This window comes from Shouchella miscanthi (assembly GCF_007725405.1).
Lineage (GTDB): Bacteria > Bacillota > Bacilli > Bacillales > Bacillaceae_D > Shouchella > Shouchella hunanensis.
On record NZ_CP042163.1, the window covers coordinates 1,175,069 to 1,201,188 of the forward strand.

At 40.4% G+C, this 26,120-nt stretch carries 24 protein-coding genes; 11 read left to right on the plus strand and 13 right to left on the minus strand.

Annotation, left to right across the window (positions count from 1 at the left end; all coding sequences use genetic code 11):
- Positions 1-139 precede the first annotated feature (139 nt).
- The gene (gene htpG, locus FPV17_RS05710; RefSeq protein WP_144558439.1) at positions 140-2,014 is read left to right on the plus strand and encodes a molecular chaperone HtpG; all 1,875 of its coding nucleotides are present in this window, start codon (positions 140-142) and stop codon (positions 2,012-2,014) included.
- A gap of 92 nt (positions 2,015-2,106) precedes the next feature.
- Complete coding sequence (locus FPV17_RS05715) at positions 2,107-3,294, plus strand: cytochrome P450 family protein (RefSeq protein ID WP_035393320.1); 1,188 nt, start codon at positions 2,107-2,109, stop codon at positions 3,292-3,294.
- 70 nt (positions 3,295-3,364) lie between these two features.
- Here the strand turns inward: FPV17_RS05715 and FPV17_RS05720 are convergent, their stop codons facing one another.
- The 4 genes from FPV17_RS05720 to FPV17_RS05735 form a co-directional block, all read right to left on the minus strand.
- The gene (locus tag FPV17_RS05720) at positions 3,365-4,693 is read right to left on the minus strand and encodes a short-chain fatty acid transporter (protein WP_144558440.1); all 1,329 of its coding nucleotides are present in this window, start codon (positions 4,691-4,693) and stop codon (positions 3,365-3,367) included.
- Between the two features lie 150 nt (positions 4,694-4,843).
- Positions 4,844-6,055, minus strand: coding sequence for a choline dehydrogenase (gene gbsB / locus FPV17_RS05725; protein WP_144558441.1), 1,212 nt, complete (start codon positions 6,053-6,055; stop codon positions 4,844-4,846).
- A 29-nt stretch (positions 6,056-6,084) separates the two neighbouring features.
- Positions 6,085-7,557, minus strand: a complete 1,473-nt coding sequence (gene betB / locus FPV17_RS05730) for a betaine-aldehyde dehydrogenase (protein ID WP_035393315.1) — start codon at positions 7,555-7,557, stop codon at positions 6,085-6,087.
- Between the two features lie 222 nt (positions 7,558-7,779).
- Entirely contained in the window at positions 7,780-8,337 is a 558-nt protein-coding gene (locus FPV17_RS05735) for a GbsR/MarR family transcriptional regulator (protein ID WP_144558442.1), read from the minus strand.
- 146 nt (positions 8,338-8,483) lie between these two features.
- Between FPV17_RS05735 and FPV17_RS05740 the strand changes: the two genes are divergently transcribed.
- Positions 8,484-9,338: a glycine betaine ABC transporter substrate-binding protein gene (locus FPV17_RS05740; protein WP_246117140.1), complete on the plus strand. Its 855-nt coding sequence runs from the start codon at positions 8,484-8,486 to the stop codon at positions 9,336-9,338.
- 46 nt (positions 9,339-9,384) lie between these two features.
- Here the strand turns inward: FPV17_RS05740 and FPV17_RS05745 are convergent, their stop codons facing one another.
- The 3 genes from FPV17_RS05745 to FPV17_RS05755 all read right to left on the minus strand — a co-directional run bounded on the left by FPV17_RS05745 (position 9,385) and on the right by FPV17_RS05755 (position 13,983).
- Positions 9,385-11,970: an AAA family ATPase gene (locus FPV17_RS05745; protein ID WP_144558443.1), complete on the minus strand. Its 2,586-nt coding sequence runs from the start codon at positions 11,968-11,970 to the stop codon at positions 9,385-9,387.
- Positions 11,971-13,311, minus strand: a complete 1,341-nt coding sequence (locus FPV17_RS05750; RefSeq protein WP_144558444.1) for a methyltransferase domain-containing protein — start codon at positions 13,309-13,311, stop codon at positions 11,971-11,973.
- Between the two features lie 189 nt (positions 13,312-13,500).
- Positions 13,501-13,983, minus strand: coding sequence for a hypothetical protein (locus FPV17_RS05755; RefSeq protein ID WP_144558445.1), 483 nt, complete (start codon positions 13,981-13,983; stop codon positions 13,501-13,503).
- Positions 13,984-14,125: 142 nt separating this feature from the next.
- Between FPV17_RS05755 and FPV17_RS05760 the strand changes: the two genes are divergently transcribed.
- Positions 14,126-14,638: a GNAT family N-acetyltransferase gene (locus FPV17_RS05760; protein ID WP_081762027.1), complete on the plus strand. Its 513-nt coding sequence runs from the start codon at positions 14,126-14,128 to the stop codon at positions 14,636-14,638.
- Between the two features lie 158 nt (positions 14,639-14,796).
- Here the strand turns inward: FPV17_RS05760 and FPV17_RS05765 are convergent, their stop codons facing one another.
- Positions 14,797-16,242 (minus strand): esterase/lipase family protein, encoded by a 1,446-nt coding sequence (locus tag FPV17_RS05765; protein ID WP_246117141.1) that lies wholly within the window; start codon positions 16,240-16,242, stop codon positions 14,797-14,799.
- Between the two features lie 147 nt (positions 16,243-16,389).
- On the opposite strand from FPV17_RS05765, the gene FPV17_RS05770 reads away from it, so the two are divergent.
- From FPV17_RS05770 to chrA, 4 genes are read left to right on the plus strand one after another with little or no spacing between them, the layout of a single operon-like run.
- The gene (locus FPV17_RS05770; RefSeq protein WP_078440213.1) at positions 16,390-17,058 is read left to right on the plus strand and encodes a futalosine hydrolase; all 669 of its coding nucleotides are present in this window, start codon (positions 16,390-16,392) and stop codon (positions 17,056-17,058) included.
- Complete coding sequence (locus FPV17_RS05775) at positions 17,027-17,857, plus strand: 1,4-dihydroxy-6-naphtoate synthase (RefSeq protein ID WP_035393309.1); 831 nt, start codon at positions 17,027-17,029, stop codon at positions 17,855-17,857. The genes FPV17_RS05770 and FPV17_RS05775 overlap by 32 nt, the downstream gene beginning before the upstream one ends.
- Positions 17,858-17,875: 18 nt before the next feature.
- Complete coding sequence (gene chrB / locus FPV17_RS05780; RefSeq protein WP_274272165.1) at positions 17,876-18,448, plus strand: chromate efflux transporter ChrB; 573 nt, start codon at positions 17,876-17,878, stop codon at positions 18,446-18,448.
- The gene (chrA, locus tag FPV17_RS05785; protein WP_035393304.1) at positions 18,445-18,981 is read left to right on the plus strand and encodes a chromate efflux transporter ChrA; all 537 of its coding nucleotides are present in this window, start codon (positions 18,445-18,447) and stop codon (positions 18,979-18,981) included. The genes chrB and chrA overlap by 4 nt, the downstream gene beginning before the upstream one ends.
- 17 nt (positions 18,982-18,998) lie before the next feature.
- Here the strand turns inward: chrA and FPV17_RS05790 are convergent, their stop codons facing one another.
- From FPV17_RS05790 to FPV17_RS05810, 5 genes are all read right to left on the minus strand, one after another.
- Entirely contained in the window at positions 18,999-19,592 is a 594-nt protein-coding gene (locus tag FPV17_RS05790) for a GNAT family N-acetyltransferase (protein WP_144558446.1), read from the minus strand.
- Positions 19,593-19,662: 70 nt separating this feature from the next.
- A complete protein-coding gene (locus FPV17_RS05795) occupies positions 19,663-20,421 on the minus strand; it encodes a MerR family transcriptional regulator (protein ID WP_144558447.1) in 759 nt (252 codons plus the stop codon).
- Between the two features lie 107 nt (positions 20,422-20,528).
- Positions 20,529-21,587: a hypothetical protein gene (locus tag FPV17_RS05800; RefSeq protein ID WP_144558448.1), complete on the minus strand. Its 1,059-nt coding sequence runs from the start codon at positions 21,585-21,587 to the stop codon at positions 20,529-20,531.
- Between the two features lie 26 nt (positions 21,588-21,613).
- Complete coding sequence (locus tag FPV17_RS05805; protein ID WP_144558449.1) at positions 21,614-22,516, minus strand: permease prefix domain 1-containing protein; 903 nt, start codon at positions 22,514-22,516, stop codon at positions 21,614-21,616.
- Positions 22,506-22,832 (minus strand): PadR family transcriptional regulator, encoded by a 327-nt coding sequence (locus FPV17_RS05810; protein ID WP_144558450.1) that lies wholly within the window; start codon positions 22,830-22,832, stop codon positions 22,506-22,508. Before FPV17_RS05810 ends, FPV17_RS05805 begins: the two co-directional genes overlap by 11 nt.
- Before the next feature lie 229 nt (positions 22,833-23,061).
- On the opposite strand from FPV17_RS05810, the gene FPV17_RS05815 reads away from it, so the two are divergent.
- The 3 genes from FPV17_RS05815 (at position 23,062) to FPV17_RS05825 (ending at position 25,993) form a co-directional block, all read left to right on the plus strand.
- Positions 23,062-24,162: a type III polyketide synthase gene (locus tag FPV17_RS05815; protein WP_144558451.1), complete on the plus strand. Its 1,101-nt coding sequence runs from the start codon at positions 23,062-23,064 to the stop codon at positions 24,160-24,162.
- Positions 24,159-24,713 carry an isoprenylcysteine carboxyl methyltransferase family protein gene (locus tag FPV17_RS05820; protein ID WP_318251304.1) on the plus strand — a complete coding sequence of 185 codons (555 nt, stop codon included), beginning with the start codon at positions 24,159-24,161 and terminating at the stop codon, positions 24,711-24,713. The genes FPV17_RS05815 and FPV17_RS05820 overlap by 4 nt, the downstream gene beginning before the upstream one ends.
- A gap of 404 nt (positions 24,714-25,117) precedes the next feature.
- A complete protein-coding gene (locus tag FPV17_RS05825) occupies positions 25,118-25,993 on the plus strand; it encodes a sugar phosphate isomerase/epimerase family protein (RefSeq protein ID WP_144558452.1) in 876 nt (291 codons plus the stop codon).
- Positions 25,994-26,120: the final 127 nt, after the last annotated feature.

Here is a 26,120-nt window from a genome sequence, read left to right on the forward strand (position 1 = left end):
ACGTGATTGCGTACCCTTTTTTGATTGAAGTAGACACTACCTATTGACGTATGTCGTGAATTCGGTACAATAAGAAATGAGTTAGCACTCGGAGTGATCGAGTGCTAAAATGGTGTTAGATGATAAGGGGTGTACAAAAATGGAAAAGAAACAATTTCAAGCAGAGTCCAAACGCTTGCTAGAGATGATGGTCAATTCGATTTACTCGCAAAAAGAAATTTTCCTTCGTGAGCTAATATCAAACGCCAGCGATGCGATTGATAAAATGTACTACCGCTCACTGACAGACGAAAATCTTCAGTTTGAACAGGACAAGTATGCGATTTACGTCCATGCAGACAAAGAAGCAAGAACGTTAACTCTTCGTGATACCGGGATTGGTATGACGAAAGAAGAGCTTGAAGCAAACCTTGGGACGATTGCCAAAAGTGGCTCCCTCGCCTTTAAGAAAGAAAATGAAATTAAAGATGGTCATGACATTATTGGACAATTCGGCGTTGGTTTTTATGCGGCATTTATGGTGGCAGACCAAGTCGCTGTCGTAAGTCGTTCGGTCGATAGTGATCAAGCCTATTTATGGCAATCAGACGGTACGGACGGCTATACAATTGAGCCAGCCGAAAAAGATGAAGTCGGAACAACTATAACACTTTATTTAAAAGAGAATGGTGAGGAAGAATCATTTGATGAGTATTTAGAGGAATATCGTCTCAAGCAAATCATTAAAAAATACTCTGACTTTATCCGCTATCCAATTAAAATGAATGTGACGGTCAGTAAGCCAAAAGAAGATAATGAAGAAGAGTATACAGAGTTTGAAGAAGAACAAACGCTTAATAGCATGATTCCAATATGGCGCAAAAATAAAAGTGAACTAACGGATGAAGACTATGTTCAATTTTATCAAGATAAGCGCTATGGTTTTGATAAACCGTTGGAGCATATCCATGTTGCGGTTGATGGAGCCGTTCGGTATAATGCCATTTTATTTATCCCTGAAAACACGCCTTATGATTATTATTCGAAGGAATTTGAAAAGGGTCTAGAGTTATACGCAAATGGCGTCTTAATTATGGAAAAGAGCGCTGAACTTGTACCAGATTACTTTAGTTTTGTAAAAGGAATGGTTGATTCAGAGGATTTATCCCTTAATATCTCTCGTGAAATGCTGCAGCATGATCGTCAGCTACAGTTAATTGCAAAAAATATTAAATCGAAAATTAAGAGTCAGCTCAAAACGATGCTAAAGAAAGACCCAGAGAAGTACGACAAGTTCTATCAAGCATTTGGCCGTCAATTAAAATTCGGTGTCTACAACGATTTTGGTGCGAATAAAGATGACCTTCAAGACTTATTGCTATTTCATTCTTCTACAGAGAAAAAGCTGGTTTCGTTAGCAGACTATGTGTCTCGTATGAAAGAAGATCAAACCCAAATTTACTATGCAACGGGTGACTCTGTTGAGAGAATTGCAAAACTACCACAAACGGAAATGGTTGCAGATAAAGGATATGAGATTCTATATCTTACAGAAGATGTGGATGAGTTTGCGATTAAGATGCTCCGCGAATATGACGGCAAAGAGTTCATTTCGGTTTCAAGTGCTGACTTGAAAATAGATGACGATGAAAAAGCGGAAGAAGAAACAAGCGAAGAAGATACAGCGATGTTTAGCAAGATGAAGGACATCTTAGCTGGAAAAGTAAAAGACGTACGGACATCAAAACGTCTTAAGACGCATCCAGTCTTCTTAGCGGCTGATGGTGACATTACGATTGAAATGGAAAAAGTTCTCCAAGCGATGCCAGATAATCAGCACGTGAAGGCTGAAAAAGTATTAGAGTTAAATGGCAATCATGATGTATTTGCTTCGTTAAAACAGGCGTACGGACAGGATGAAGAGAAGTTTGCGCTCTACACGAATCTTCTTTATAGCCAAGCGCTGTTAATTGAAGGGTTACCGCTAGAAGATCCAGTTGAGTTTACAAAAGACATGTGTAAAGTAATGGTATAACGAATAGATGGAGGATCATTTAGGTGATCCTCTTTTTTTGGCAGGAAAAGTAGAGAACAGTTTCGAAATAAATGTAGAGAGGGGTGACGAGTATGTCAATTGTGTTGAATAAAAAAGAATTTCATCAAGAACCATACGAATTTTACAAGGAGATCCGCCCTCATGACGCGTTCGCAAAGGTGAAATTAGTGAGTGGTATTCATGATTCATGGGTTGCATTTACATATGAAGCGGCCGATGCGGTCTTAAAAGATGAACGGTTTGTTAAAAATCCAAGAACGGTTTTTCCAGATGTAAGTGAACACGAATTGATGCCGATTACTCATAGCATGTTGTTTGCTGATCCGCCAGACCATCGACGGTTGCGAAGTCTTGTTCAGCGTGGTTTTACACCGAAAATGATTCAGCGCTTACAAGGCCGAATTGAAGAAATTGCAAAGATACAAGTCGAACAAATGAAGGGGAAGGGAACGGTTGATTTAATTGCTGACTATGCATTCCCCATTCCCATTATTGTTATCTGTGAACTACTTGGTGTCCCTCCAGAAGATCGCTTAGATTTTCAACGATGGTCTAACAGTATGGTTGAAATAAACGATGATCCAAGCTTCTATGAGCAAGTTGAAGTGCATATAAAAGAATTTCAGCTTTACATTGAACAATTATTAGCCGAGAAGCGAATCCATCCTCAAGACGATCTGCTTTCAGAATTGATCCGTGCAGAAGAAGATGGGGATAAGCTATCGGTTCAAGAGTTATATGGAGCCATTATGCTCATGATCGTTGCTGGACACGAAACGACTGTTAATTTAATCGCGAATGGAATGCTCGCCTTGTTCACACATCCCGAGCAGTTAAAAAAATTAAAAGAATCACCAAATTTAATTGATGGAGCGATTGAAGAAATTTTACGGTTTAATGGTCCAGTTGAATTTAGTACCGATCGCTATGCAAGAGAATCGTTTACATTTATGGGGAAACAGCTCCAAAAAGGAGATCATGTTCTCGTTTCCCTAGCGTCAGCAGATCATGATCCTACGGTTTTTTCAGGGCCAGACAAACTCGATATCACTCGTGAAAGAAGTCCGCATCTTGCATTTGGAAAAGGAATTCACTATTGCCTAGGTGCGCCACTCGCACGATTAGAAGGGAAAATAGCGATACAAACCTTGCTTAACGCCTTTCCAGAGATTCAAATTAATACAGCTCTGGCGAACCTAGAGTGGCGACAAAGCTTCGTCATTCGCGGTTTAAAAGAACTTCCAGTGAAACTGAAATAATGCTTGAGGGGCACTTTCTATCCTCAAAAGCCCACGTGTATGCTTACACATGGGCTCAAACGAACAACGATTAAAAAAATAATAACCCAATTGAAATCGGGACAAATGACCAAATTAATAAGATCAAACAGAAGCCCATGATGTCACGTACTTTTAAGCCAGCGATGGCAAGAACAGGTAATGCCCAAAACGGTTGAATCATATTGGTCCATGCGTCTCCCCATGCAACGGCCATTGCTACCCGAGCCGTATCAGCCCCAAGTTCGATGGCGGCTGGTATCATAATAGGCCCTTGTACTGCCCACTGGCCACCTCCAGAAGGAATGAACATATTAATTAACCCTGCACTGATAAACGTTAAAAAAGGGAGCGTCGTTTCGGTTGAAATATGAACAAACCAGAGCGCAATCTTGTCAGATAGACCAGAAGCGACCATCATGCCCATAATTCCTGCATAAAAAGGAAATTGAATGATAATACCGCCTGCATTTTTTACACCTTCATTAACTGATTGAAGCAGGCGTTTAGGCGTACGATGAAACAGAATCCCAAGAAATAAAATCGTGAAGTTGACGATGTTAATATTTAGATCAAGGCCGTTGTTGGCAAAATGAAATACGACAAAAAGAATCCCAGCGCCTCCTATAACGAATGACAGAATGTGACTATTCTCCAAGCGCTCAGCAGGAGTTGCTGCGCTTTCTTTCGTTACGGCAAGCTCATTTTTTATTTCTGTTTCTAAGAACAGAGGGTCTATGTAGGTTTTATGCTTAATGGATTTCAATGAAAAGTAGTTAATAATGGGCAATGTTACAATTAACGTAGTAACGATAAATATGTTATAAGGACTTAATAAGGTTTGTGTAACAGGAATAATCCCTAAGGACTCTACTAGAAAGTGCTCTTCACTGGCAATCGTTAGTGGGATAGAGGCAGACAAACCACCATGCCATACAAGGAATCCGCTATAAGCAGCTGCAATAAGTAAACGGTAATCAACAGTTGGCACACGTCTAACCACATGCTTAGCAAATAAGGCACCAACAACAAGACCGAAGCCGTAGTTTAGTAAACAGGCGAGAGAGGCGACAACGGTGACAAGAATAACTGCTTGTCCAGGTGTGTGTGCAAGTAGCGCTAAGCGTTTCATTAAGGAGGACATGACGTTTGTACTTGCAAGAATATAACCAGTCACTACGATTAGTGTCATTTGCATTGTGAAGGCGAGCAAATCCCAAAATCCACCTCCCCAGTAATGAATCATGTCAATCGGATCACTACTTGTCAATCCTACACCGAGTACAAAAACAACAATGGTTAACAAAAGAGCAAAAATAAAGGCATCAGGTAAATAACGCTGAACAATGCGGTCAAAAAAACGAATAACAACACCAAACATAGCAAAAAACCACCTTTCTCTTTCTTTCATTCAGTGAAATGTATGCGCTTTCTTATACGTTATAGTAGTTTTGAAAAAGAGTCAATCGATCAAAAAAAGCCCCTCTCAGACGAATGAGAGGGGTGTTGGTTATAGACGAGTATCCTTTGACTAGCGTACTGTACTTGGAACGTTATTAAAACAACGCTCGTAAATCCATACATAATCTTTTTTCGTTAAATCACGAGGATTTCCAATAGTTTGTGGGTCTTTTAAAGCTTCTTCAGCCCAACGATCCACTTGTTTAGGATCAACACCTTGTTCTTCAAGTGTCGGCACTTCTAATTCTTCTACAAGATCATACATGTACTGAACAGCGGCTTTTGCAGCTTCTTCTGTTGTCATGTCTGTTGTGTTAATACCGAACGCTTGCGCAATCCTTGCAAAACGTCCTGGCGCGCCTTTCCAGTTAAACTCCATTACTGGTCCCATCATCGCTGCCACACATTGACCATGGGCAACCGGTACGATACCACCTAGAGACTGACTCATTGCGTGGGCGGCTCCGGCTGACTCACTTCCATAAGATAAGCCTGCTAACATGGCTGCTTGAGCCATACCATAACGTGCCTCTAGGTCATCGCCGTCTGAAAATGCCCGACGGATGTACGTAGCCGCATATTCAATGGCAAGAAGAGCCACAGCATCGGTTACAGGTTGTGCATATTTCATGGTATAACACTCTACGGCATGAGCAATGGCATCAATACCAGTCATTGCCGTTACGTGTGGCGGCATCGATGTGTGAAGTTCAGGGTCAATAATGGTTAAGTGAGCTGCGATTAATGGCCCGCCCGTATTAAACTTATACTCTCTTTTTTCATCCGTAATGACTGCCCACTGAGTTACTTCTGAACCAGTGCCTGCAGTTGTTGGAATGGTTGCTAGTGTAGGAATTCGATGTTCCAGAGGCTTTTTCCCATCTGCTGCCTCATAATCCAAGACACGTCCTTCATGGGATACCTCTACTCCAATTGCTTTAGCCGTATCCATAGAAGAACCTCCTCCTACAGCAACTAGACCATCACATTTATTATCGAGATAAAAAGCAGAGCCACGTGCAATTAATTTCGTCGGTGGGTTTGGTTCAACTTCATTAAAAAGTACCACTTCGACACCTGATTCTTTTAAACTATCTTCAACTGGCTTTGTTACACCAGCTTGATAGATTCCCGGGTCCGTAACAAGAAGTACTCTCTTTGAACCGAATGCTTTTATTTCATCTCCAAGATGTTTAATAGCCCCAATGCCGTGCTTAATAGCAGTTGGTACCTCAAACGTGTGATAGCTTAACATGGATTCCACTTTCATATGCATACTCATAATACATCGCTCCTTTTATTGGTGGTTTTTTAAGATTGAAACCAATTGACTGGTTGTGGCTGCTTATTACGGAAAATGTGTTTTACTTCGGTATATTCTTCTAACCCGATTTTGCCCAACTCACGTCCAAAGCCAGATTGTTTGTAGCCGCCCCAAGGTGCTTGAGCAAAATAAGGATGGAAGTCGTTAATCCAAACAGTCCCCATGCGTAATTTGCTGGCAACATGTTCAGCTTTATCAATATCGGCTGTAAAGACAGCTCCTGCTAAGCCGTAAATCGTATCGTTTGCTTTAGCAATCGCTTCTTCTTTTGACGTAAACGTTTCGACGGTTAACACTGGACCGAAGACTTCTTCTTGCACAATGCGCATATCGTGCTTACAGTTTGTAAAGATCGTTGGTTCTAAAAAGAATCCGTTCTTCAGTTCATCGGCATCTGGTCGTTTACCGCCGACGGCAAGTGTAGCGCCTTCATCTAATCCAATCTGAATGTAGCGCTCTACTTTCGTTCGATGTTCAGCAGAAATCAAGGGGCCGGATTCGGTACTTTCATCAAAACCGTTCCCTAGTTTAATGCGCTTAGCACGTTCAATTAATGCTTGAACAAATCGATCATGAATCGATTCCTCAACGAGCAGTCTAGAGCCAGCAGAACATACTTGCCCAGCATGGAAGAAAACGGCATTTAATGCTTGGTCGACTGCTGTATCGAAGTCTGCATCAGCGAATACTATGTTTGGATTTTTACCGCCTAATTCAAGGGCAATCTTTTTAACATTGCCACTTGCTGCTTGCATAATTTTCTTACCTGTTTCAATTCCTCCTGTAAATGAAACAAGATCGACATCATGGCTTTCGGATAAGACTGAACCAACTTCTGTACCTGTTCCTAGTACAAGGTTAACAACACCTTCTGGGAATCCTACTTCTTCAAAAAACTCAAACACTTTTGCTGTGGTGAGAGGCGTTATTTCACTTGGCTTCATAACAAGTGTATTTCCTGCTACTAAAGCAGGGGCTAGCTTCCATGCTGCCTGTAACAATGGGTAGTTCCACGGTGTAATTTGCGTGCAAACCCCGATCGGTTCACGAACAACTCTACTGGTCGAATCAGGAATTGGACTTTCAATGATTTCACCGCCATCTTTATCGGCAAGTCCGGCAAAGTAGAAAAATACATTTGCAATATCATCCATATCTCCTAAACTTTCTTCGAGAGTCTTGCCAGTATCCAACGTTTCTAAATGAGCGAGTTCCTCGCGATGATCTTTAATTTTTTGACCGACAAGACGAACCATTTCCCCTCGTTCGCTTGCTGGCATGTGCGGCCAATTCCCTTCATCAAATGCGGTTCTCGCAGCAACAATAGCTCGTACCGCATCGTCTTTCGTTCCTTCTGCAGCAGTGGCAATCGTTTCTTGATTGAATGGGTTAATAATCGAGCGAGTCTGTTGGTTTTCTGCATGTACCCACTTTCCATTAATGAATAGCTGGACGTTCATAGCAAATAACCACCTTTCATTTTGTTTAATATATTTTAAACGATTAATACAAAATTAACTCTATCATTGTCTTTTTTGATTGTCAAAGGAAAAGGAATTTCACAATGTGTAGTAGCAAGCGAGCCTTTCTTTTTAACAGGAGTATAAAAAAGATGAACATCCTACAGCCTAGGACATTCATCTTTTACGTACACGAATTGGAGTTGTCTAACGCAGTTAAACTTATTTATTCGCATCTTTATATCTTTCAACAAGTTCTTTTGCTAGATTACCTGTTCGAAATTGGGTGACAAGCATATCAAGAAATTCATAGTAGGCAAGAGAGGAATGAATTTTATCTAACGTAAATGAAGCTTCAGCTTGAATCTCTTCAGGTACCTCTTCGTTCTCAATGAGTGCTTTATAATAGGGAACAGCTTCTTTTATGGCTGCCATGTTCACATCCCGCTCTCGTTCCCAGCGGCGAGTGAAAAAAGAAGTGAAAAACTGGAAGAAGTCTTGTTCTGCTTCATATAAATCCTTTCGTTCCCCTTTGCGATAGACTCGGTGAATAATATTTTCGTCCAATAACTTACGAACACCAATACTCATACTCCCTTTACTCATACCAAGTTCATCTCGAAGTTCGTTCAAATTCATTGGGTCGTCACTCAAATAGAGGGTAGCATATAATTGTCCGATCGAACGATTTACGCCGTAAATGTCCATCGTATCGGCAATGCCGTCTTTAATAATAGCGTGTATACGATCAAGTTCTTCTCGAGCTTGTTCTTTATCCATGTTTTATGTCTCCTTATTAATAGCTACATCTTAGAAAAAAGTGTAAGCGTTTTTGTTTGACAGATCAAGTAGCTATGTTACGATTATATTTAATTCGTTTAAATCGTTCTAAACAAATTTTACAAAAAGAAATGGAGAGATGCAAGTTGAAAAAACGATTTTGGCCAATCATTGCTATTGTACCATTCACGTTAGCCGCGTGTGGAACGAGTGAAAGTCAGTCTTCATCGGACAAGGAAATTGAATTAACATATGTTGCGTGGGATTCAGAACTTGCATCGAATTACGTGATAAAAGAAGCGTTTGAGCAAGCGGGCTACGATGTTACATTAACGGTTGTGGAGCAAGCAATTATGTGGCAAAGTGTGGCTGATGGTAGCGTTGATGCACACGTAGCCGGATGGTTGCCGGACGACATGAAGGCAGATTATGAGCGTTATCAAGAGGAGATTGTCGATTTAGGTGCGAATCTTGAAGGGGCACGAACCGGACTTGCTGTTCCAACATACATGGATGTGACAAGTATTGAGGAATTGAATGCTGATGTTGTGTCGGAAATAACCGGAATTGATGCTGGTGCAGGGATTGCTATCGCAACAGAAGACGTAATTGAAGCGTATAATCTTGATATAGAGCAAACGCTAAGTACAGATGCTTTTATGACGCAACAGTTGCGCAATGCTTACGAAAATGAAGAGCCGATTGTTGTTACAGCTTGGGAGCCTCATTGGAAATTTAATTCGTTTGATTTACGTTTTCTAGATGATCCGGAAGGAATTTATGCAGAAGAGGGTGAAATTCGAACGATTGTACGAGAAGGGTTAGAAGAGGAAGATCCTGATGCCTTCCGCATTCTTGATCAGTTTTACTGGACAGCAGATGATATGAATGAAGTGATGTTGTTAATTGCTGAAGAGGGGATGGACCCAGAGGATGCAGCAAAGCAGTGGGTAGAGGAGAATCAAGAGAAAGTGACTGAATGGCTAGAAGGTGTTGAATAGCAGTAGAAGAACAGCCTCTCCTGAATAGGAGAGGCTGTTTGGTTATTTACAAACGAGGATCAACGGGATCGCTCTCGAGAGCCAATGTAGCAAGAATACATTCGTGCACCCGTTCTACCGATTCGCCGGCAACAAAGCGATTAACTGCTTCGATTCCAAGTGAAAATTCTTTTAAGGCGAGCTTCTGCTTTTTAGCGCTGTTTCGTTTTTTCAATCGCTCAAGGTTTTTTGGTTCTAAATAATCCATCCCGTAAATGATATGAAGGTATTTTTGTCCACGGACTTTTATCGCAGGCTGAATGAGTTTTCCTTTTTGTTTACAAATAAAGGATTCTGGTTTAATAATGATGCCTTCTTGCCCATCGTCGGTTAAGTCTTCCCACCAAGAGATGACTTCAGCCGCAGAAGTATCCGAATCAATTAATTTCCATTCCGTCTGTACAAATAAAGGGGAGAGCTCTGAAAATAACTGATTTTGCTCCATATGCCAAGTATGGGGATGATTAAAGAATGACCGATTACTATGAGCTAACACATGAAAGGGAGCAATTTGGATGCTCTCTAAGTTCTCAACTTCCCAACAATAGTGCTGATAAACTTCTTCAAAGATGTCTGCATGATTTAACTTTTTTTCGTATTCACTTACCCAGCTAGCAAGATCATGATCCAAGCTAGTTGATTGCAATTTCGAAAGGAGCTGCATTCGATCCAATCGAGCGTTTTCAGCGACATGCGCATATTGTTTACGAATGAGTTCTTTTGCTTTTAAATTCCAAGGCATAATTTCAGCATCTAAAAGAACAAAATCCGTATGGTGCTCTTCAAAGTAAGGCTGTAAATCCTTGTTAAGCTTTTCAAGAATAGCTTGTTCTGTTGTTCTATCAAAGAATGCCCTACCTTTTCTAGTATAAATAACGCCAAGGCTTGGTCGATCAATATAGGACGATGCGACTTCTTTTGTTTTAAATAAAAGCAAAACAGCACGACTACCCATATGCTTCTTCTGGGCAACCATTCGCGTAATTCCCTTTTGCTTATAGTAGTCAATGGCCTCTTGTGGATGTTCTAAATATCCCTCTAATGACGATGGCATTGGCGTTGGGCTCATTGTTGGAGGGATGTAGACAAGTTCTTCTAACGGCAAAGTGACATGGGATAGGGCGTCAAAAGCTGGTATGACGTGTTCTTCCCCTATATGGATGTTGCCGAGTAACTCAGTCGACGCAGTGTAACCTTGGATGTATTTAGCGATGTTCGGTACAGCAAATCGTGCTTTTTCAAGTTCGTGCAATGGGTTGTGATCCCCATTAGAATAGTCGGTTTCGACGTCCACAGACAATGTGTCTCTTTCCGGGTAACGAAGCGCTGTAAGTTCACCACCAAATACTGCACCTTGATCAATATTAATCGTACCATTTACCACCATTGCTTTTTTTCGCGGATCATGTCCCCAAATAATAAGAGGACTCGTCTTATGGTGAACAGTCCAGTCTTTACGGATAGGTTTATTGGCGTCATCAAAACCGTCTGTTTCCCCATATCTAGCGACATCACTAATTTCATGAGACTGCTTTCCAATCCACTCATCTCGTATACCTGCATGAACGCAGACTGCTGTAGCAACCCCATTTTTCTTTAAAACATAATGAGAAGGAGCTTTTAGTAACAGGTCTTTTAACTGTTTTTTTAATTCGGTTGCTTTCTCTGAACCGTGTGTGTGTTCATAGGTGAGAAATTCCTGTTCAACCTTTTCGTCTCCATGCGTTAGTTGAACATGTTGACCATCGAGCCAGCGGGCGATCTTCCAGCCGTGATTGCTATCCACCATATGCGCTAAGCCGGCCTGAATGTGATTGTGAAAAAACTGAAGGGTTTGGAGCGATTTAGGACCACGACTCATGATGTCTCCTAATGAGAGAAACGTTCTTCCTTCTGGATGAATATAGAAACCGGCTTCATTTTGTTGATAGCCCAATCTATGCAGGAGAGTAAGAAATTCATCAAAACAGCCGTGTATGTCGCCGACAATATCTAGCCCTTTACCAACATCCAATTCAATTGGAGATTCTACAGGACGAATAAGGTGAACAATCTCATCTTCATAAATGGAATAGGATCTCGCGTATCGCTCTTTTTTTAGGAGGCGGAGCTGTTGCTTAAAGGTTTGAAGCTGCTGCTTTACACGTTTTTTCCCCCTAGGCTCATCACGTTCACTATCTCGAAGAAGAAGAGTAGCTTCCTTTGTATGAAAAAGAAGCGTGAGAATAGGCAGGTGGTGTGATCGAGCTATTTTGCGGTAGCGCTCACGGTCATCTGGATGAAGGTGAGTAGCGTCCACAATCGTCAGCTTGTTTAAGCGACATCTTGATTCAATGACTGCATCCATCGTTCGAAAAGCCTCTGCTGATTGGATTTGATACTGTTCCATTAACGAACTTGCCTCATCTCTTGGACGACTTTTCCAATCAAGAAAACGCACATCACCAACACGTTCACGGTAATCATCAGAGCTCACAATTTCAGATGATTTTACTTGTTGGGTTTGCACCCAAGACTCAAGCAACGTCGTTTTGCCACTGTTAGATGGACCGACACATAATACGATTCCAGCATAAGGTACATACACATCCATTTAAACAGACTCCTTTCTTTGGAAGTGACATAGCTGAGTAGGGTGACCAAACTGCCTGTGTTCTTCCCCAATCCCTGTAAACTCTAAGTTGTAAAAGCCAGTATTAACCGCCTGGCACCAAGTTTGAAACTGATCTCTTGTCCACTCAAAGCGATGATCTGGGTGACGATAGCCTTCACCCAGATTGTAGAGTTGGTTGTACTCATAATTCGGTGTCGAAATGAAAAGTGTTTGTGGGCGGTAATCGCTGAGAATCATCTTCATCATTTTTGGCAAGCGGAATTCTTCAATATGTTCAATCACTTCACATAGGATAATGACGTCTTTATTTTGTAAACGATTATCGTAATAAAATAAAGAACTTCTTAAAGGGGTTGGCTGAAGAAATTCCAATTCTTTCGTGCGTTTTGTAAATTGCCTTAACGCCCGAGTCATTGCCATTTCAGACGGTTCTACCGCTAATAGCTCTTTAATCCCTTTTACATAGCCTAATTTGACCGTTAACTTTCCCTCACCAGAACCAAGGTCTACAACACTCGCTTTTTGATGTAAGTCAGAAACTTTCTGAATAATCGTCTCATAGCGCTTATCGTTTAGTCGGATCATTGTCTCTTTCACTGGTTGAACGTCTTTATGTTGTGTATGTTCATAAATGGCTTTAAATCGTAGGGCTTTTTCGTAAATATAAGCTCGTTCTGGATGATTCTCAAGCCAGCCTTCTCCGTAACGCTTCATTTTATCGACTTCTTTTTCGTCAATAAAATAATGTTTATAGTCATCAAGAACAGGGATGAGAACAAATAGCTGTCTAATTCCTTTTTGTAAGGTGGTGCGTCCTTTTAACGTTATCATTTGAGCCGAGCTTCTATCCTTTATACTTAGCGGCGCCTTCTGTTCCGCAAAAACAGTACTCACGGAGAAGCCGATGGGTTCAAACAGACGCTTGAGAAGAGATAAGCTGGTTGCACTGGCCAATGGTCCAAATGAAAATTCAAACGAAAATGGATGGTCTACCCATGGCAAGTATGGATCCCTTGGTTTTCCATTAAGAGCTGTACCAAGTGCTGAACGAAGAAACGTGCAAAAGATACTGCTCACAGCAAATTCACGATCATTGATATAAGAAGTAATATCAAATGCACGTGCACTATTACGAGACAGTTCAATTGGATCAGGTGTAACAAAGATCGTTGTTTCAACAAAATCTGCGGAAAAATGAGAAAAAAATAACCGAACGAGGTGACCGTTCACATCACGTTCGTATAAGCGGTAAGGGTTTTTGGCAAGTAAATGTGATAAAACGTCAACATGCTCTCCCCTTGCTTTTATTGTTAATTGCACGCCGTTCTCTCCTTTTTTAGTAATCGTATATAGCCCTATCTTACTATGAAAATATGGTAAAAGGGATAAAATTCACAAGAGGAGAACTAAATTGAGGTGAGACGAGGTAAATTCCTGAATGAATAATCAAACAGTGCCTTATTCTGTTAAGACACTGATCTTGTAAAAGGACCCTACTGGAAAAGAAGACTAGTTTAGGTGCACAGAAAAGATTGTTTGAATCCGACCGATCGTTTCTTCATTTTCGTTTAGAAACCGTGTGACAATCGCATACTGAATGTCGCCTTGACCATGGACCTCGAACGTTTCATTCTCTAATTCTTCTTCGGTTGAAGAGGAGCCATCAAAAGAGACAAGTTGGTGCGAAATGGTGTGGGGGGATTCATAATGGAGAGCGATTTCCATTGTTTCGCCTAGTTCAGCTTCATTTGAGGCGTTGCTGTTTTGGACTCTTCCTTCTTCATTTATCGGGGATAAGGTAGCTTCATCACAATAATTCCAACAGATAGCAAATGAAGTCGCTTCCATTTCTTCATTGTTCGAATTGTAAATAGAAACAATGGGAATTTCGTTCATTAAAGGATCGGCTAGAACAACATCATGAGAGAGATCATTATCAGAACAACCTATAAGAAAGAACAGCATAAAAAAAGATAGCCGTTTGTTAATCATTTTTCACCTTCTTTTCAATTATATGGATATACATTTGATTACCCATAATACGTTAGGAGAAAACGTAAATAGGAATCAAAATCTCTAATTAGTGAATGACTGCGCATTGTTTGATAGAGTGTAGGAGAAAGGTGGAATAGTAATGAGGTGGAAACAAAAATCATTTCAACAGCTAACAACGATGGAACTATACGCTATTATCCAAGCGCGAATGGATGTTTTTGTTGTTGAACAGCAAAGTATGTATCAAGATTTAGACGGTATTGATCTACACGCTACGCATTTGTTTTTATCTGACGAAGATGGTTCAGTCCAGGCTTATGCGCGTTTAATTCCAAGTGGAGTCCTATACCGTGAAGCATCGATTGGACGGATCTTGACGAGAAAAGAAAGTCGTGGCAAGGGATTAAGCCATTTATTGATGCAACAAGCCATGACGGTTTTACTAGAGGAACAAAAAGAAACCGCTATACGTTTACAAGCGGAATATTATATACGAGCTTTATATGAACAGTATGGGTTTGTTCAAGTGTCAGAGGTTTTTATAGAAGATGGCATTGAGCACGTGTATATGATTTTAAAAAATGTTCATGCCTATCGTAAGATGAAAAGTTCAGAGAACAACGGCAAAGACACAAAGACGAAATTTTTATAACAGATACAAAAATGCAGGTGATGCCTTCAGAAGAAGCGCAGCCAAGAGAGACTTAAAGGGGGCGAGACCATAACTAGGCTTACGGTCTTGCCCGCATCGATTTTCAGTGTAGCTAGTTATTTACACGTTTATCAAACGATGTTTATTAAGGGGCGTGGCTAATGAAAGACATTCCCTCTCTCATCAGTGAAGAGGTGTTCTACAACGGTTCGCTCAAACGGCGTTCCATCCTTTGTGATGCCGTTGTAATCCGTCGTAATCGTTTGTGATGTATTGCTCTTCATTGGCAGATGGAATGTGTGAAGCGCGTCAAGAGCTTCATCTTCTACATAAAGCTCATCATTTATATGAACTGAATAGGTGACATCAGCTGGATTCGTATTTAGTGCGCTCACAACATCTTTTTCAAGCTGAAGCGTATTGGTTAACCCACCGTCAATCGATGCCACAGCGAAGTAGCCGCCTGCTGTTGTGCTGTTCATTTCTACTGTCCACGTTCCGCTTTCTGGTTGATCCAATTCAATAAAATGACTATAAGCGCCAGCAAAAATACTTTGCTCGTGTTCTTTTTCAATTGCTTCGACAAGATGTTCATCGCCATTTGGAGAGATGAGCGTTACGTTTTTTAATGATTCGTGAGCTAAGACTGAAAACGTAACGGCTTGGATCTCGTCTTCAAGCTGAAAGGTTTGGGTTGCTGTACCATTTAGTTCACCGCCACGAATAATGGTTCCATAGTCTGCTTGTTGTGTTTCAACCTCTTGCTCGTTGGTGGCAAGACGAGGTTGTAAGTAGCGGAATACACGATGACCTTCTGCAATCGCATAATGATCAAGGGAAAGGGATGCCAGTTCGTTTGCATAAGAGAGTCTAGAACTGTCAACTGTAACTGCACCATCGTTTGTTCCATAACTATTTAAATAGACACCACCGAAATAAAGAGATGTTCCAAAAGAGCCCCATGAGCGACCTGATAGTGTTTGAAAGGGAACAGAATGGGCACCTACAAGTCGATCGGTTTGATTTCGAAAAGCAGCCATCGTTCCTGTTCGCAATGAGTCTGTACCAGGAGAGCGCATGCCAATAATGCCTGCGAGCCAGCCAGCCCAGTTACTATATGCTAGATTAGCTAATTGACTTCCATGATGTGGCGTGCCTAAGGTAAAGACTTTTGAAACATAGCGTTCAGCACCGTAATGGAGGAGCGCTGTTTGTGTATCCACGCCACCTTTACTATGACCGACAACGATAATCTTTTCGCCAAAATGGTTATACATTTCGGCTAATTTGCTGGCGAGCATTTGACCATTATCCCAGTATGATTGATCAGGGTAGAGATTAATAAAGGCAGCAGGATGACCAGCATCGCGAGCTTGTCGGTACATATCGTTTGGCTCAAACCATGTTGCTCCTGAGCCAGTTAAACCATGTACAAATAAAATGGGACTGCCTGTTTTTACATGAGGTGCATCACCTATGTACCAAGTGCCGGGCGGTGCAGACGGATCGGGTTTTCCTTTACTGAAACCATAAGATAGATTCGGTTGCATAAAGAAGAAAACAAGGATAACCGTTAAAAAGATCAAACTTATTTTTTTGATCATTTTACTCACCTCTTCCAAAGAATTACTAAAAGCGTATGCGTTAGAAAGAGGGAAATGTCTGATTTTCTTACATTGCATTCCTTCAGCGTAGCAAAGAATTATATGCTATACTAATTTGTTAGAATCGTTAGAAAGGCTTGGTGCTACATGTTGGATAAGCTTCCAGTCTTACTTGCTGTCTCTGTAGAGCAAGAAAAAGAAGCATTGGAACAAGGGTTGGGAAAACAATCGACGATTGAAGTAATTGTTTGTGGGGTTGGTTTTGCAGCAGCAGCAGCGAATACAGCAAAGCAACTCTCAACAAAGCCTTACCGAGGTGTGATAAATATTGGAATTGCCGGTGGTTTTCCGAAGCGTGCTGCTATAGGATCGATTGTGGCTGCATCTAGTATTATTGCTCCGGAAATAGGTGCAGAATCTCCAGAGGGGTTTATTTCTATTGATGAGTTAGGGTTTGGAACACAAAAACAACAAGCGAGAATTGATCGTCAGCTTGTTGGGAAATTAAGCCATTCTTATCACGTACATGAAGGAATCATTTTATCTGTGCTAACAGCAACAGGCACAGAAAAAACATATTTGGAGAGAGAAAAGTTAGGTGCCATTGCTGAGGCGATGGAAGGATACGGAGTCGCAGCCGCAGCCAAATCATTTAATCTACCTTTCTCAGAATTACGAACCATTTCAAATGAAGTAGGTGTTCGTGACAAATCAAAATGGAATTTCCCACTTGCTTTTAAAGGGATTAAAAAAATTGGTCAAACGATTAAGGAGGTTGAACAAGATGAATATTGCCTTTTCTCCGTGTCCGAATGATACATTTGTTTTTTATGCGTGGGTACATGGGAAAATTAAAGGTGCACCACCATTAGAAGTGACATATGCAGATATTGATAAAACCAATTATTGGGCAATCGATCAAACTGGACCTGACGTGATGAAAATATCGTACGCGGCGTTACCATATGTATTAGATCACTATCAACTTATTCCAAGTGGTGGCGCTTTAGGAAGAGGATGCGGTCCACTTGTGTTAACAAAAGAAAAGCAATCCATTAAGTCGCTTGAAGGTAAAACGGTAGCAGTGCCAAGTGATCGTTCAACAGCATACTTATTGTTCCGTCTTTGGACTGCACAAGCATTGACAAACAATACGATTACAATTAAAGTGATGCCGTTTGAAAAGATCATGCCAGCTGTAAAGGATGGTATTGTTGATGCTGGGTTGGTCATTCATGAAGCACGGTTCACCTATCAAGAATATGATTTGTGTTTATTGCAAGATTTAGGAGAATGGTGGGAAGAAGATACTGGTTTTCCGATTCCGTTAGGCGCTATTATTGCGAAACGTTCATTAAGTAAAGAGCAATTTACGCATTGGGCAACTGCATCAGTAGAATATGCCTGGCAGACACCAGAAGAAACGAAGGATTATGTGATGAGTCATGCACAGGAGCTTTCAAGTGAAGTTGCTCAAGCTCACATTGATTTATACGTGAATGAATTTACTAGAAACCTTGGTGATCGTGGCTATGAAGCAATAGAAAACTTGTTAGGACGAGCGATGGAGCAAGGACTTATTCCTACATTTGATCTAGAGAAAATTAGAAACTAACGAAAAGGGAGAATCAAAGTGGCGTATAAACAACTGGCATTAGCAATGTTTCGAACAGGTGTATTAGGGTTTGGCGGTGGTCCTTCTGTTATGCCGCTTTTTAGGCATGAAGCAGTTCAGACATATAAATGGATGAGTCATGATGACTTTGGGGAGACCTTAGCGATTGCAAACACGCTTCCTGGACCGATTGCCACAAAAATGTCTGCTTATTTAGGCTATCAACAAAAAGGATGGCTAGGAGCCATATGGGCAACCCTTTGGCACATTCTTCCGACAAGTATTGCCATGATCTTGTTGTTTTCGGTAGTGGATTTAATAAGTGACTCACCAGTTATTGCAGGGATGATTGGCGCTGTTACACCAGTTATTGCCGTGCTGCTCGGGCAAATGGCGTATGACTTTGGTAAAAAAGCAGTGCAGGGCTTCGGTTGGCTCATGGGAATTGGTACGTTTGTTTTAGCATTTGTACTCCTTCAAGGACTAAATATTCACCCTGGGTTTGTTATTATTGCCTTCATTATCTATGGCTTATTTCACTATCGATTGGTTGATAAATGGCGTAAGCGGCAGCAAGGAGAGTCAGAATGATTTATGTCTATCTATTTTTTGCTTTCTTCATTGCCAATTTATTAGGGTACGGTGGTGGACCAGCATCCATTCCACTTATGTTTGAAGAAGTCGTTAACCGTTTTGGATGGTTATCGAGTGAAGAATTTAATAATGTACTTGCTTTAGGAAATGCACTTCCTGGCCCCATTGCAACAAAGATTGCCGCATATGTTGGTTTCAGTATAACCGGTTGGGGAGGGGTGGCTGTAGCGCTTGCTGCAACCATTGTTCCATCTAGTGTTGCCGTCATTTTATTAATGAAGGTTTTGCAAAAATATCGTCAATCTCCTGTTGTTAAAGGACTTTCTTTAGCAGTACAGCCTGTCATCTGTATGTTAATGTTGCTTTTAACTGTAACGATCTTTAATGATGCGCTCCAGTCGATTGGGTGGATTCAGTCCATTGTTATTGCGGCAGTCGCTTTTCTGCTATTAACAAAGCTAAAGGTGCATCCAGCCCTTGTGATTGTAATAGCATTTGCATACGGAGGAATCGTCATTCCATTTTTATAATGCTAAAAAATCGACATTCAGGAGAATGTCGATTTATTTTGTGTAAACGTCGAGTGAAATAACACGTAAATGCATGTATCGGCATACCCAGTTGTGACGGTAGCGCGCTCATTTTCTTTTAAAATGGCTTCTAGTGAAAAGCCTAATTTTTCTGCTAAAGCACGGCTTTTTTTGTTTGAAGGATCACAACGTAGTTCTAGTCGATGAACACTTAATTGGTGAAAGGCAAAAGAAAGTAAAGGTTGTATGGCTTCAAACATATAGCCCTTTCCTTGAAATCGTACATCAAGCCAGTAGCCAATTTCCATACGTGGGACATGCCATTTAATTTCGTGAAATCCGACAGAACCAACAAAAGAAAGTGTGTCTTTTTCAAATAAGTGAAACCGTAAATCTGTTAAATCAATAAATTGTTGATGAGCATATTGCACTGCATCTTCTGCTTGAGAAGACGACACCATTTGATTCACCCACGGTAACCATGTAGATAAATTTTGTTTAGAAAACTGTACAGACTCATATAGTTTATCCCCGTCTCCTTTCATGGGAGGACGAATAAACAGTCGTTCCGTTTGAAAAGATGGTAAGGACGGAGGGTATACATTCATCATTTCTAGCCTCCATTATCATCAACGTCCTTAAACATATGCTGGAGGCTACTTGACTTATGAATGACTCTTCTTATGGAGCTAGCGTGTTACGAATCGCAGTTCGTAAAATGGATGCCGCATTTGATGCAATTGCATCGTAATAGCGCTTAAAGCGCTCATCCTCAACATATAAATCTGCTAAGCCAATATGTGCTTGTTCACTGTACGTAGACCATGAGAACATAATCCACTTTTTGTGAAGCTGAGTAATCTCCTGCTCTGTTTCTTTCGTGATAACCAAGGAATTGGATGCCTCACGCAATCGCTCGGTTAGTGCATTTTCTATTTTTTGTCTCTGTAGATAGTCAGATTCTGTTAGCTGTAAGAGGTGGTTATTGGTTTCATTAACCGTGTCTTCTCCATATTCTTTACGTATTTCTTTTCCGTAAAGCCTTTCATTTTCCTTGATTTGTTGCCGTTTAAAAGCAGCGAATTTACTCTGATTGGACATAGGTTCTCCTCCTTTTGTAGAAGCGATGGTTTGCTCGAGGGTTTGAAGAAGCTGATTTAAACGATCTCGCTTTTGTTCTAAATGAGCTTTATGCTGTAGCAAAGCCTTTTCAACGTGAAACGTATCCTCATTCATCAACGTCATGATCGCGTCTAGACCGACATCAAGCTCGCGATAGAATAGAATATGTTGCAAGCGATCTATTTCTTTTTGACCGTAGATTCGATAGCTAGCTGAATTCATTCGTTTCGGTTTAAGCAGACCGATCTCATCGTAATAACGGAGCGTTCGGCTGCTGACGCCAGCGAGGTTCGCTAATTGTTTTACTGTGTACTCCATAATCGCACCTCCTTTAGTGGAATCGTAAAGGGTAACGTAACGGTAAGGTCAAGAGGTCGTTTACGATAACATGGTGGCAAAGCATAAAAAACCAAACAGTGACCCCGTTAGTCTGTTTCTTTTGCAATGAGAGGGATCTCTTTTTCGTCCCCACTGACTAAATCATGTCGATGGATGGAGAACGTATTGCCGTCACGATACGCATCGGTGCGTTTTACGTAATAGAGAATGTCCTTCGTAGGAATACTACGAAGCGCTTCAATGTCGTGACCACCTATTCGAAGACGGTTTCCTTCTTCTTGCGTTTCAAAAGAATATGGAACCAAGTCATAGTCAAATGAGCCATCTGATTGTTCGTAATTAAAAATGGTCTGATAAATGAGCCCGTCTTTCACTTGGACAAAGCTTGTAATAGGAGCTGTCTTTTCATCGCTAGAGAATAGTTCAAGATTAAGTGGAGTAACGGTAGGGTCGGCGATATAGATTCGTTCTATGGATTCATAAATAGTATCAACCGTCCAGTTCCCTTGATCATCAGGGAGAATCATCATGAGTTGCCCATCTTTTGCTGCTTGCATGGAGCTAGGTACAGCATAAGAGCCTTCATAAATGAGTTGGAGTTCCCCATCTGCAGCGTTATACAACGCTGTTTTCCTTGTTTCTTGCGCTTCTGGCTCTATATGTTGACTAACGTTGTCTCCCGTCACGATGAATTGATCCGTAGTCGGAATATAAATGAGGTCTAAGAGAACGCCACGAGTTTCAACAAGGGTCGTTATTTCTTCTGTAACGAAATCAACAATAGAAATAGCGCTATAGGCAAATTCAGACGACGTCTCATAAGGGTCGCTTCCTCGTTCATAGCCTGTTGTGTGTATAAATGCAGCCGTATGCTCATCAATAAATATAGGACTGTAAAGAAAAGCCTCCGAATCAGATGTAAACAAAGAGAGGGCGCTTTCATTATTTGTCTGTAAGAATAATGTGTCAACTGAATTTTCTGTTGTGACATACAGTAAGTCTTCCATTACATTGACGTCATATTCCCCTGTGAAAGCGGGTTCAGTCTTTTGAGTAGCGTTGACGAGAAAACCAATGGTTATAAAGAGCAAACATGAACCAATGATAGTTCCAACTGACAGAAAAAGCATTTTCTTATTCAACAATGACAAGACCTCCGTTAGCGAAAGAATCAAAAAGGGAATAAAAAGTTCGTTAAAAGATTGTTTAAATCGTTACTTAGAAAAGCCGGGAAATAAAGAGGAAGAACAAAAGCAACGATATAAAGTAAGGTGTAAAACCAGAGTGTATAACTAAGCTTCATCCACTTAGATTTTTTTGTAGCTAGTCGAATTTGGATTGCATAAACAAAGCCCCACAATATAAAAGGAAGAAAAAGGTTAATGGCAAACAGCCAATTAAAGCTACCAAAAAAAAGAAATGAAAACAGCACAAAGCCATTCGCCACTAATAGCAAAAACCCTAATGTAATGTTGACAGAGTGAATCAATCGCTTCTGACCTATATTGCTTCCGCCTTGAGAATAAGTTAACGCAGTTCTGTATATTAAGAAAATAGACCCTCCAAGAATCATGTAATGAAGCAGGTTCCAAATGATATTGTTACTGAAAGTAGGGTTAGCAAAAGTAAACATTAACAGAATGTTCAATACAAGAGAAGCGTTTAGCCATAATTTTCGGTTAACAGCATACGTTTGATTTAGTGCGAAAAAAACCAGGAATGTATGAGCGATTGCAGGGAGAAACAACCAGTTATTTGCGACATGCTCAACGAAAAGAATAGAAAAGTATTGAACACAAATAAAGATATAGGAGCCAAGTGCTAATACGAGCAAAAATTCTCGTCGGTATGGAAACATTGCTTGTTGGAGTTCATCTCCAATTGCTGCCTCATGACCAAATGCCCTTATGGCCATCTCCTCCGATTCTTGTTTGGAATAGCCTTTCTCCATATAATCATTCTGTATGAGTGTTAAATGGTCATACATCTCATCATACATTTCTTGTCGTTCTGCTGTTGAACAATCGGTTTGATTCACAATTCGAGTGATATACTGATTGATCTTAGAGCTCATAAGACTCTCCTGTTCGTTTGATCAACAAATTTAACGTAGCCCAATCTTTTTTCTTTCGTTGTAATTCTTGTTTGCCGTCGTCTGTAATCGTATAGTACTTTCTTCGTGTGCCTGTTTCTTCATTCCAATAGGAGGAAATCCACTGTTTTTTTTCCATTCGTTTTAATGCAGGATAAAGTGTACCTTCACTCATCGAATAAGTTTCGCCACTAAGATTTTTAAGTTTCTTTGTCATTTCGTAGCCGTATAAATCGTGGGCATCAATAAGGGTTAATAGTAAAAAATCAATACTACCCTTCATCATTTCTTTGTCCATTTCGCATTCATCCTTTCTACTTATACATCGTATAACAAGGTATTATACATACATCGTATAACAAGGTATTATACATACATCGTATAACAATGGTGTTGGAAAGACAACCCAATTATTAATGAAAAGTGTGTAATGGGAAAACGATTTTTATTTGGAAAAAGTAGTCATACTGCTCATACATTGTCAGCCTTTGGATAATCTAATAAGACTATATTGAGGAGGACTACATATGCCCGCTATATTGTCTGTTGCCACTGCTGATCTACCACACGAGTTACCACAACATCAAACAATGGAATTCGCAAAAGAGTTATTTTCGGAGAGCTTTCATGATATTGAACGTTTATTAAAGGTGTTCGCAAATGGGGAAATACGCAAACGTCATTTCTCCCAGCCAATGGAATGGTTCAAAAATGATCACACATTAGGTGAACGGAATCGTTGTTACATTGAGGATGCTACGACATACAGTGTAACGGCAATTGAGTCATGTTTAAAAAGCAATACGTTTTTAAAGAAAAGTATACAACCTACTGAAATTGATGCGATTGTATTTGTTTCAAGTACAGGCATGTCTACTCCATCATTAGATGCTCGGGTTATGAACAAGCTTCCTTTTCGTACAGATACAAAGCGAATACCGTTATGGGGACTTGGTTGCGCAGGTGGAGCCGCAGGGTTGAGTCGGGGCTATGAGTATTGTTTGGCTTATCCTGAATCAGCAGTGCTCGTCGTTTGTGTTGAGCTTTGCGGGTTAACTTTTCAAAAGGATGATCATTCTAAAAGCAATCTTATTGGCACATCCCTGTTTGCTGATGGAGTAGCTTGCGCATTGCTAGTAGGCGATGAATCACCACTTCTGAAAGAACGGAAACAAAAACAGTATGTAGCCATTCAGTCCACTCAATCAACGTTAATGCCAGATTCTGAAGATGTAATGGGGTGGGATGTGCAGAATAATGGTTTAAACGTTGTTTTTTCAAGAAGCATTCCATCTATTGTTTCAAATTGGCTAGAACCCATTGTCACAGACTATTTGCAACAAGAAAATGTAGACCTTGAGGACATTGACGCTTTCATTGCTCATCCTGGTGGAAAAAAGGTGCTTGAAGCCTATGAGAAGGCTCTTAAATTTTCGTCTGAGAAAACCGCGCTCTCACGTCTCGTATTGAGTGAATATGGAAACATGTCATCGCCAACTGTTTTATATGTTTTAAAAGCGTGTATGGAGCAGGAACATGAACGAGGAGAAAAGGGATTAATAGCTGCACTAGGGCCTGGCTTTTGTTCAGAAATGCTTTTAGTAGAATGGAGGGGTGAGGAATCTTGATATGGGTATATGGTATGATATCCGTTATCATAGCGCAACGATTGATTGAAGTTGTTGTAGCAAAAAGAAACGAACGTTGGATGAAAAGCAATGGCGGTATTGAAGTAGGTAAAACGCATTATCATTGGATGGTTGCTCTTCATGTCAGTTTTTTTATTGCCTTACTTTTAGAAGTGACCTTTACTACGCCAAGCTTTACGAGTATTAGTGTGGTGGCACTATTAATCGTTATTATAGCCCAATGTATTCGTATTTGGGCGTTAACTTCTTTAGGACGGTATTGGAATACAAAAATTATTGTGTTGCCCGATGCGCCTGTCGTTGAAAAAGGTCCGTATCGCTTTCTTCGACATCCGAATTATGCAGTCGTCATGACCGAAATAGCGTTTGTCCCTCTTATCTTTCAAGCGTATTGGACAGCAATCCTCTTTACAGTGTTGAACGCGTGGATGTTAAGTGTGCGCATCCGAGTAGAGGAAAAAGCTCTTTATCAAATGACAGGTGATTATACGGAGAGGTTTGAGCGGAAAAAGCGATTTTGGTTTGTTTAGTTTAATGATCAGTTGATTGTGCAAAAAGGCTAAAAAACAATAGAGGGAAAGAGTTTTCTTTTTATCAATGAGCGTTGTTTCGGCATAGCTTCGTTGATGGAGAAGGCTCTTTTTTAATGAGGTAAAAGTCATAAAATTAAATCTTCTATATACTTATTTGAGTTTTTAGATTAGTATACTTTATAAACTAACTTTTATAACTATGGGTCGATAAAAGACAAAATTTCCTTGTTTTATAAAAAGAAGATTTTTTTACTCTATCTTTTTAAAGGAATATTGATAAGTCAAAGCGTACTGTACGTATAACTCTTTTATTAAGAAATTACGTGAAACCATTAACAATCAACTGAACGCAAGAAGCAACTACCCTTATATGATTCAGGTGAAAAAGGAGAGAAACGATAATGAAAATAGGGATTAGTTCGTATAGTTTGTACCAAGCGATGCAAGCTGGGGAAATGACGATTTTGGATGTGATTGATTATGTAGCCGATGCAGGTGCAGATCATATTGAGATTGTACCGGTTGGATTTGACCTGCTCAATAACATTGAGTTAGTAAATGATATAAAAAACAGAGCGAATGATAGAGGATTAGAAATTTCAAATTATGCAGTAGGAGCAAATTTCATTCAACATTCTAAAGAAGCATACGAAGAAGCCATTGACATAGTCAAGCATCATGTCGATATAGCCGCACGACTGGGTGCAACGCGAATGCGTCATGATGTAGCAAGTCGTAGTCTTCATGAAACATCGTATGCTTTTTTCGAAAAGGATTTGCCATTGCTTATTCATGCTTGTCGAGAAATAGCAGACTACGCAAAGCAATATAGCGTCATTACAAGTGTTGAAAATCATGGCTTTTATATTCAAGCAAGTGAACGAGTGCTACGGCTTGTTCGAGCCGTTGACCGAGATAATTTTAAAACAACCCTTGATGTAGGGAATTTTCTCTGTGTAGATGAGGATCCAATCGTTGGTGTAGCGAATAATCTCCCCTATGCGTCAATGGTTCATTTTAAAGACTTCTATTATCGAAAGGCAGACGAATTGCCAATTAAAGAAGGATGGCTACAAACAACCTCAGGTCGATACTTGCGAGGTGCCATTGTTGGACAAGGTGACATTCCGATTCGAGAGATTGTTACGTATATGCAAGAAAAGAATTATGAAGGCTATGTCTCAATTGAATTCGAGGGAATGGAAGCGTGCCAAAAAGGAGCAAAGTTGGGCTTGGATGCAATTAAGCATTTATGGAAAGAAGGCGTAAAGTCGTAGCAGGAAAACAGACCGTCTTGTCAGTGAAGCGAGCTAGCCCAAAAGAGCCTAATTGGGTTCAGCTCTTTTTTTTGATTGTCGTAAAATCCCCCCTTAACTGGAGTTGAAATAAATTATGATACACTAC